We start from the raw sequence: 9,624 nt of genomic DNA on the forward strand, positions 1-9,624 counted from the left end.
TTCTGTGCTTCCAGGGAATCATGTTAAAAGCTACCGTCAGCCTACACTTCAAGTGAAATCAATCGCTTTGAAGTTTTGTGAGATTGTAGAATGAACCAGAGTTTACAAAGGTGGCATAGCCGATTACTGCGTTGGGACAGCGGGCTTGGAGGCGATCGCTCTGGAAATCCTAAAACTCCTGAAACTGCCTGCGGTGAGTTTGGGTGTTGAGAGGCGATCGCGATCGCTCAAGAATACAATCAGTTTGATTGAGGAGCGTCAAGGTAGTTTGCAACTATTCATACGAGATACCAAAGATGCGACGGGGCGACCAAAGCCAGCCAGTACCATGCTGCGCCGCCACCACAGCGTAGGTAAGTGACCCGCAAGAGCACTCAGGTTGAAGGTAACGCGCTTGTACTCTATCAATTCACCATCTACAAATTGTCCGGTAATTTCCCCAAAGAGTTGACCCGCATTGTCTACGTCTGGATTAGCAGCAATCGTACTTTTCCAAATACGCTTTTGAACGCTAAAGCCGAAGTGGCCGCCAGAAGATGCCAACCATAGTTTGTCTAAGACCTGGAGGTCAGAACACGGAATTTGCTCGATTTCTCCTGGCTCGAAGGAACCCTCAAATTGTCGCCCAACGTTTTCGAGCATGAGTTTGGCTGTTTCCTCATCGGCTTGTTGCCACTGCCTAGCGCCTAAGAAATCTCGCAGTTGGGCGTAATCTGTATAGAGCGCTTCTACAGTAATGGAACCAACTCGACCGTCAGCTACAAGATTTTGGTCTTTTTGAAAAGCTTTTACGCCGGTTTCCGTTTTAGGTCCGAATTGACCATCTGGGTTGCCGGGATGCCAATTGGGGCGATTCGATTTTTTAGATAAATCAATCAACCGCACTTGCAATTCCCGCACATCTTGTCGCGCGGTTGCCAACCCATCGCCTGATTTAAGAATGCTTTTCCATCCCCACATACTCTGAGCCTCGTGATTTCCCTTGTACCTGAACCTATTGTGAGCAATCTTATGGGTGCATGACCAGTCGCATATTTGAGTGTCACTCATTTGAGGGACAAGAAATGTTGGGTCGATTCTTCTCGATACGATAAAGGGTCTTTTAGGACAGCCAAACTTTTCTGTTAGCTAGCTGTCCCCACTTTTCAAATAAAATGCTAGGCGACACTAATTGTTTGACCGTTGGTTAGACGGCTAAAGTCATACTTTGTGCCACCACCTATGAGTTCTTCAAACCCAGAAGTATTCATGATAATGCTATCCTTAGTGAAGTTTACCGCTGTTCCCGATATTCCAACAGTATAACTTCCTGACGTTAATTCTAATTCGTCTTTACCGTTTCCACCATCGAAATTACCGCTACCAAAACCCTTGAGATAGTCTTTACCATCTCCTAGAAATACGCTACCACTGCCATTAAAACCTCCATCGGTAATGATGGAATCGTTACCATTTCCAGTATTGATGATGCCGTTATTGTAGATGCCAATAGTGCCAGTGCCAGTGATTTTGTCGTTACCATCGCCAGTATCGATAGTGCTGCCAGAATAGTTGTAAATAGCCCAGCCGTTAGCGATCGTGCCAGTGATTTCATCCTTACCAGCACCAGTATCCATTGTACCGACGTTAACGATGCCGTAGCCACCAGAGAAAGTGCCATTGCCAGTGATTTTGTCGTTACCATCGCCAGTATTGATGATGAAATAGTTTTGGAGACCATAACCGCCAGTACCAGTGATTGTGTCGCTGCCATTTCCAGTATCAATGATGCTCTGATAGTTGACATTTATGCCAGAACCGATGGCAGTACCAGTGATTTCGTCGTTACCATCACCAGTATTGATGGTGCCGAGTGAGATAAAGATGCCGTCGGTTGCTTGGCTAGTACCAATGATTATGTCGTTACCATCATCAGTATTGATGGTGCCAGAGTTGTAGATGTCACCCTTAGAAATGATTATGTCATGACCAGCACCAGTATTCATGATGCCAGGGTTGTAAATGCCGTAGAGATCAGAGCCTGTGATAGTCCCCGTAATTATGTCGTTGCCACCAAGAGTATTAGCGATGCCAGTATTGACTATTGTATCCACTCCAGACATGGGGACAACATCAGCCTGATCAGTAAACGTTAAACTTGAAAGTTCGATCGCCATTGGAAGACCCCGCTATTAAGAAAGAAATGAAAGTAGGTTAGATGTTATACTTTATATTTGTAACCTAAGCTACAATATTCTATTCTCTAGTGTTTCATTTCTTAACACACTCAAAGCTATTTTGATGAGACAGCTTGCGGCTAAAAGTCTTCTAGGCTAAAAAGAATTAATAATTGGCGGCTATTATTCTGACAGTAAACGGTTTCAACATTAGACTAAAAATGACATATTTAGCGAGAAATACGAATCTTGAATCTGAAGTAAAGATTTATTACGCTTCAATTTAACAGCATTTGAACAAATCACCAGCCAAAACAGAACATCCAACCTGCTATGTGACAAATACATCATCATGTAAAATTTGCTGAATAATCAATCACTTTGCCCAGACCCGGAGCGATCGATATATTCAATCGGTGTTTGGTTACATAACAGCAACCTTGGCAACTTTCTTCATCGATCGCGATATCGATCGCCTCAATCTCCTTCAACTTCCACCTGCAACTCATACACTCTCAAACTCGGATGTTCGCCAATCAGCCGCCAATAATATCCCTCAACGCTTGGTGAAGGTCGTTCTCCTTGGCGATACAGGAATATTGGCTCGTTTCTCATCAGTGCCGTGAATATCTCCCGCTCTCTGTCTTGACCATCATCCCAAATCAGGTGAGCTTTGCCGAAGTAACCAACGCTCATCAAACTGGCAAACAAGGATTCCATCAGGGCTTGCTGCTGTTCTTGGATAAGGATAGATTCACCGTAAGTGTCGATTATGGGTATTTTGGATTTGGGCTTGAGTGATGCGATGAGGGCGGTGGCGAGGTTGAGGTACTTTTTCATTGGTCGATGGAGATGCGTATACCAAATATTATGCAATCACACAGCGACTTGGAAAAAATCTGGCACCAACTCAATCTCTACTAAGCATTGGGTTTACAGAAATTAAGTGTGGTGCGTCCATTGTGTTGAGTAACATCTGAAACTTCTGGCTCTACCGAACCTAGTATGTAAAAAAGTTAATAATTTTTATAAAAATTAACTATAAAATATAAACATTAGGCGCTGGCAAAGCAGTTATATATTGACTTACAGGGCTTTTTGTAGTCTAATAAAGTTAGATTTTAGAGAAATTAAGATAAAAATTATACCTATGGCTTCCAATCCTCAACTTCATCTAATGACGAAACTCCTTAATATTGAGGGAGTGACCGTCAAAAGTTATCAGATTATTGAAAATATAGGAATCACGATTTACTTAGATAATAACAACAAAAAAGCCATTTGTCCCGACTGTGGGAAGAAAACTGATAAACTCCATCAAAATCATTATTATGTAGTGAGGGATTTGCCGTTTGGAGAGCAAAAAGTATATTTACAAGTAAATCGCCGTCAGATGAGGTGTGAAGGTTGCCCAAAAAAATTTAGTGAAGACTTAGAATTTGTTAAAAAAACTAGAACCTATACAGAGAGGTTGAAAAAAAAGATTTTGTCAGAATTATTAGAAAGCGATATTAAAAATGTGGCTCAAAGGAATGGAGTCAGCGAACAAGAAATAGAAACCATGTTAAAAGAATGGGGAAAGGAATTGAGCGGACAAAAACCATCAGGATTAAAAAGGCTAGGAATTGATGAAATTGCTCTAGTAAAAGGACAGAAAAATTATTGTGTAGTTTTAGTAGATATCGATAAAAAAATTATAGTAGGAATGGTCAAAAATCGAACTCAAGTGGAAATACAAAAATACCTAGAAGCCTGGGGAGAAGAGGTTTTAGACCAAATAGAAGAAGTCAGTATAGATATGTGGAAACCTTATAAAAATGTCTCAGAAGCTTTAATGCCACAAGCAGAAGTTGTGGCCGATAGATTTCATGTTATGAAGCAAGTAAATGAAGAATTAGATGGAGCTAGAAAAAAGATTAAGAAAGCAGCCTTTGCCTTAAAAAATAACTCGGAAAAATCGCGACTACTCTCCGGAATAAAAAAAAGTAAATATGTCTTACTAAAAAATGAAGAGGATCTCACTGGCCTCGAAAAAGAGCAGTTAGAATCACTCAAAAAAGTTGCTCCTACATTACAAAAAATGCATCAAATGAAAGAAGAGTTTAGACAAATTTTTGAAGCCCCAAAAGATTGGGTAGAAGGATTATTTAGTTTAAGTGATTGGTTAAAAGATGCAATTTCCGTTTTCCCCAAAAGCTGTGGGACAATTATTAGGTGGATTGGAGAAATTATTGCGTATTTTGATCGGAGGACTACTCAAGGAGTTGTGGAAGGAATTAATAACAAATTAAAGCTCATCAAAAGAAAAGGCTATGGGTTTAGAAATTTTGACAACTTTATTCTTAGGAGCTTCTTACATTGGCATTTTGCTAGTTAGTTTTACATACTAGGTTCGGTAGAACCAAACTTCTTACTCGGGAATCCTAGCAATTTTATTTCCCGAACGGCTGTCCCCACCACTGCCAGCATTCTTTGTTGAAAGGCGATCGCCACTTGTAGATAAGCTCCGATTCTAACTGTAACCGCTGTTTTCGCTTAGCTGGCGCTCCGTACCAAAAAGCTATAGCTACACTCACATCCAGAGAATAACGCCGATGCAGTTCGATGTAGTTGCCAATGTAACTGTGACAATCGTGGCTCATCCATCGTTGCTTGGGAGTGCGGTCTGTTTCTCCGACGTAGAGGAGCAAGGGGTGTGCGTTGTCGATGACGAAGTAGAGGCAAGTACGATCGCCCCAATCGGGTTTCTCACAAAATGAGAGATTGTGCAATTGCAGGGCAAAGGGGTCTATGCTATTGGGGTCACAGGGATTGGGAGCTACCTCGAATAGTGTTCCCTGTCGCGGTTGCGAGGCGGTTGCAGATTGTTGATGTTCAAAAATGCGCTGTTTCCAGGACTCTAGCGCCTCTGAACTCATCGTTAGTTGAGGGGATTTCAGGGAGCTGGGTTTGGGTTGAAATTCAGGGAAAAGTTCGAGTTGCTGCACGGATTCAAAAGATTAGTTGACAGATCACTGTCTGTGATGAAAATGATAATTTAGGCAACTGCTACTACATTAATTTTTCCATCTCCACAGCAGCTAAACGAGCTTGGAGTACGAGTAAGTTCGCTGGGTCGATGCCAATGCTAAAAGTCATCGATTTTAGGGATGAGGCAATGTATCTACTCAACTGATTCTCAAGTTGGGTCGAACATACCACTAATTTTGGCTTTCCCGCACAAGAATTGTGGACTCTCAATCTAGCAAACCTTGCAGTGCATCCAGCTATCGCCGTCACTCCCTAAAAAACCAAGGGCTCTCGTGGTCAGGGGGTAAATTATTACCCGACTGTCAAGCTCTGCCAGACTCTAACATTTTACCCGATAGATTGTCAGAGTTAGCCACACAACAACATTTTACCCGACTGTCAAGCTTTGTCTGACAACAACATTTTGCCTTATTATCGAAGTCTCGTTTTCAGTCTCAACGGAGCGCAAAAACCAGACAGGCCAGCCTCAACTTTATTACTTGCATAACGGCTGCTATGCTACAAAATCGCTTCATAAATTTTAGCTGCCTGCCACTTTTCTCACACTTGCTCAACTTGATTTTTAATTCAATTCCGATGCCGGAACTTGACTATTAAATCAATTCGGATTTTGTTAAAAGGGCTAAAAAATAGTTAATTGTTGCGTCAGCTAAAGTCAGGCAAGTGCAGTATAAAGTCAGGGCTTTGCAGTATAAAGTCAGGGCTTTGCAGGTATTTGCAGGGGGTGCACTTTACCTGCATTTACCTGACTTTATACTGCAAACGCCTGACTTTTTCGGTTAAATTGCTGCTTTTTTGTGCAAGGACTGCCTTTGCTGGTTGAGGTCGGTTATGGCTGTTCTCTCTCGGTAGCAAGCAATGTTTTTGTGATCACAAACCGCACTTTTACGTGCAGGAAGAGAAATAATGCACCCTCCTTTTACGGAAGCCTAACCGTAAGGTCGGGTTTAATACTTTCTTTAGCTTTAATGACAATTGTAACTATTTGTACTACGGTTTAAGCTGAATATTCTATAGCTCTAAGAAATTAGAGGGAGAAAATGCTTCAAAAGCAATTCAACAAGCTCATCACTTATTCAAGTGCGATCGCACCTAAATCCACTATTCTATACAAATAAAGAAAATTATAGTCAGTCTCTACCTTAATAAACTGTCTAAACAGCCCTCTCCAATTGGGGGGGATAAAATCACCTGAATAGCGCTTGTCGATTACAGTTGTTAACTTGTATCTTGGGAAAAGGTTTTTACTGATTAAAAACTATGAAGACTTTACCGGAAGCCAAACCTAGAGAGCTGCTATCCAACCATATTCACATTCGCCTCACTGACTCTGACTACAATCAAATTAAAGCAAGAGCCTCGCTAGTCAATTTGAGCATGAGCGACTTCATGCGCCGCGCAGCTTTGAGGAGAGCCATGCCACGCCCTCTAGCTGCATTTGACTTAAAAGCCTATCAAGTTTTATGCAAGATTGATGCCCAATTGAGAATTGCAGGAAACAACCTCAATCAAATTGCTAAAGCTTGCAATAGTGCTGTGGTATTGGGAGAACCCGTTATTGTCAATAGAGGACTCTTAGAAAGCGTACAGCACCTCATTCAACAAAACCAAACTGCTATTAAAACAATAGTTGCAAACCTTACCAATTCTACAGTCCGCTAATTTTTAACAAGCCTGAGAAATTGATGTAATAAACCTACTGCGAAACGGTTATGATTGGCAAACAAATTAAAGGTACAGGCTTTCGGGGCTGTCTAAACTACGTACTGGGCAAAAAAGACGCTGCTCTAATTGGCGGTACTATGTGCGGACAAACTCCTGAAGAACTGGCTGCGGAATTTGCGATCGCCCGACAACTAAGACCTAACCTGAAAGTAGCAGTTTTTCACGCCACTTTATCTGTCGATAGCACCGAAAAACTAGAAGATTCTGAAGAAAATGACCAGCGCTGGCTGGCAATCGCAGCCAACTACATGAAAGCGATGGAATTTGACAACAACCAGTACGCAGTTGTTAAGCACAGCGATACAGAACACGACCACATTCACATCGTCGCCAGTCGCATTTGCCTAGATGGAGGTGTTGTTGACGATAGCTGGGACTATTACAAAAGCCAAGAAACTATTCGCCAACTCGAACGGAACTACAGCCTGGAAACTGTTACACCCAGTTGGGAAACAGACAAGCGAGCTCAGACTACAGGAGAACACAGGCAATTAAAAAGCAAGGGAAACAAGAGCGTCAGGGTGCAATTGCAAGACCTAATTGATGAAGTTACCCAAGACAACCCAAGTATGCCAGAATTTGTTGAGCGGTTGCAGCAACAAGCCGTAGAGGTGCAAGTCGGATTGACTCAAACTGGAATCGGCTTCAGTCAAGGCATTTCTTACAATTTAGATGGGGTCGCTTTAAGTGGCACTCAGTTGGGTAAAGCCTACACTTTTTCTGGATTGCAGAAGCATCGAGGCGTTAGCTATGACCAAGGGCGAGATAACGCCCTAATTGAAGCTTTAATACAGCCACAACACTTAGCTATCGCCCCTGGCGAGGCAGAGGAAAATGAGCTAGAGTCGTCACAATTCGAGTTAGTAGCAGGCGCACCTGGAACTCCTGCAACAGCAAATGAGTTAGAGTTGTCACAATCTGAGCTAGCAGCAACCGCGCCTGCAACTCCTGCAAGAGCAAATAAATTAGAGTGGTCACAATCTGAGCTAGAAACAACCGCACCTGCAATTCCTGCAACAGCAAATGAGTTAGAGTTACAACTGTCAATCCTGCCTGAAAGGAATGAAACTCAGTGGCAAAAAGTCCGATTGCATCTAGCAGTCGAGTACAGTTTACCTTTAGAATTGCTTGAAAAATTGCACTCTCATTCTTGGTTGTATGCCGGCTCAGAAAAGGCTGTCTTTACAGGACGGACGCTTGAGGGGGAAGCCCGGTTCGCTTTTGTTCTCGATGAAAGAGGCAACTTTACTACAACCCATCCCCTGTCATCTGAAGCTGCTTTCTGGGTAGCCACTACTGGAGAAATTGAGCGAGCTGTGATTGCTTGTAACCCAATAGAAGCCCTTTCAATTTTGCTTATTGAACAGGAAAATAACCAGGATAACTCTACAACACCACCACCCACAATTTACCTAGGAATTGAACGAGCTTCACAACTGCCTAGACAATTCTTACAAGAACTCGATACCGTTATTATAGCGATCGCCGAAAATTCTCAGCTCGCTCGAAATGCGCGCTCGTTGCTACCGAATGCAGAACTTGTCAATCCACAGTCAAGTTGGAATGATATCTGGATACAATTAATTGAGCAAGAAGAGCAAAATATTCAACCAAATAACCAACCTTATAAACAGCGCATCCAAGACATCGAACTGGATTAATTGTTGCTACCTTAAATTTGTCTAGAATTTAAACAAAGTGCTTAGGTTCATAAAACAATCAATATGTTTGATAAAACCTGTTGATCAATACTTCGGACAGTTTTTTAACGGCCCAGCACCGCCGAGGGCGAGGAAGCCCTGCCATTTTTTACGCATTTTCTGAAACGAGTGCGCGCTTACTTAAACCTTGAAAAAATAGTCCAGCATATAGCCAGTAAGGGTTTCGGAGACTCGACTAGATATAAAACTGTCCTCCGTATTGCTTATGGGACAAGGATTATGTCTCACCACTACTTCCGTATCACTACCAAGCATCATAACGCTTGCTGTACAATAAAGGGTTCTAGCCGTGGGTCGCCCGTATTCTTAGCCTCAAACGCTAAGGATAATGACTACACTTATTACCTAGCAAAGCTTTTAGGCTAGCGGACAGGTCTTTTTAGCAGACCAAGTAAGGAAAAACTATAAATATGGAAAAAAACTATACATTTCAATTCAATCCTTCCACTGCCTTAGAAGCCCTGAAAGCTGGTAAATACGACCCGCTTAACTTCTACGAAGCGCGTTTAGACCTGTTTAACCTCTCGGTAATGGCAGACTATGACCAACTCATTTGCCTACCCACATTAACTGCTATCGACAAATACTGGTATCAGATTGAAACAGCCCGAAAAGTCCTCAGACAAATGGGTGGACGGGCATTACTAGCGGATGAAGTCGGATTGGGTAAAACCATTGAAGCGGGACTAATCATCGCCGAATACTTAGCTAGGGGGATGGTAAAGTCCATCCTAGTGTTAACTCCGGCATCCCTAGTTTCCCAGTGGCAATCAGAGTTAAGTGACAAATTTAATATCGCTACTATCACCACAGATAACCGTGACCCACAACAACCGATAGACGAATTTTGGACAAATAATCCGCGAATTATCGCTTCATTAAACACGGCTAAGTCTGCTAAACATTATCTTCACATCACCAGTCGTACTTGGGATTTGGTTGTTGTCGATGAGGCACACCATCTAAAAAATCGCAGTACCCTCAACTGGAAA

9 protein-coding genes are annotated in these 9,624 nt (G+C 42.3%); 4 read left to right on the forward strand and 5 right to left on the reverse strand.

Annotation, left to right across the window (positions count from 1 at the left end):
* Positions 1-258: 258 nt before the first annotated feature.
* The 4 genes from QT996_RS13515 to QT996_RS13530 form a co-directional block, all read right to left on the reverse strand.
* Positions 259-960 carry a GUN4 domain-containing protein gene (locus tag QT996_RS13515; protein ID WP_333047074.1) on the reverse strand — a complete coding sequence of 234 codons (702 nt, stop codon included), beginning with the start codon at positions 958-960 and terminating at the stop codon, positions 259-261.
* A gap of 197 nt (positions 961-1,157) precedes the next feature.
* Positions 1,158-2,156 carry a hypothetical protein gene (locus QT996_RS13520; protein ID WP_333047075.1) on the reverse strand — a complete coding sequence of 333 codons (999 nt, stop codon included), beginning with the start codon at positions 2,154-2,156 and terminating at the stop codon, positions 1,158-1,160.
* Positions 2,157-2,506: 350 nt separating this feature from the next.
* Positions 2,507-2,665, reverse strand: a complete 159-nt coding sequence (locus QT996_RS13525; RefSeq protein ID WP_333047076.1) for a hypothetical protein — start codon at positions 2,663-2,665, stop codon at positions 2,507-2,509.
* Positions 2,634-2,996, reverse strand: a complete 363-nt coding sequence (locus QT996_RS13530; RefSeq protein WP_333047077.1) for a hypothetical protein — start codon at positions 2,994-2,996, stop codon at positions 2,634-2,636. Before QT996_RS13530 ends, QT996_RS13525 begins: the two co-directional genes overlap by 32 nt.
* A 310-nt stretch (positions 2,997-3,306) precedes the next feature.
* Between QT996_RS13530 and QT996_RS13535 the strand changes: the two genes are divergently transcribed.
* A complete protein-coding gene (locus QT996_RS13535; protein ID WP_333047078.1) occupies positions 3,307-4,533 on the forward strand; it encodes an ISL3 family transposase in 1,227 nt (408 codons plus the stop codon).
* Between the two features lie 55 nt (positions 4,534-4,588).
* Here QT996_RS13535 and QT996_RS13540 read toward each other — a convergent pair whose 3' ends face one another.
* Complete coding sequence (locus QT996_RS13540) at positions 4,589-5,074, reverse strand: GIY-YIG nuclease family protein (RefSeq protein WP_333047079.1); 486 nt, start codon at positions 5,072-5,074, stop codon at positions 4,589-4,591.
* 1,372 nt (positions 5,075-6,446) lie between these two features.
* Here QT996_RS13540 and QT996_RS13545 point away from each other — a divergent pair.
* From QT996_RS13545 to QT996_RS13555, 3 genes are all read left to right on the forward strand, one after another.
* Positions 6,447-6,848 carry a plasmid mobilization protein gene (locus QT996_RS13545; protein WP_333047080.1) on the forward strand — a complete coding sequence of 134 codons (402 nt, stop codon included), beginning with the start codon at positions 6,447-6,449 and terminating at the stop codon, positions 6,846-6,848.
* Between the two features lie 50 nt (positions 6,849-6,898).
* Complete coding sequence (locus tag QT996_RS13550) at positions 6,899-8,572, forward strand: relaxase/mobilization nuclease domain-containing protein (RefSeq protein WP_333047081.1); 1,674 nt, start codon at positions 6,899-6,901, stop codon at positions 8,570-8,572.
* 470 nt (positions 8,573-9,042) lie between these two features.
* The coding region (locus QT996_RS13555; protein WP_333047082.1) for an SNF2-related protein at positions 9,043-9,624 on the forward strand (582 nt) is incomplete at its 3' end.

Source organism: Microcoleus sp. S13C4, assembly GCF_036700865.1.
GTDB lineage: Bacteria > Cyanobacteriota > Cyanobacteriia > Cyanobacteriales > Microcoleaceae > Microcoleus.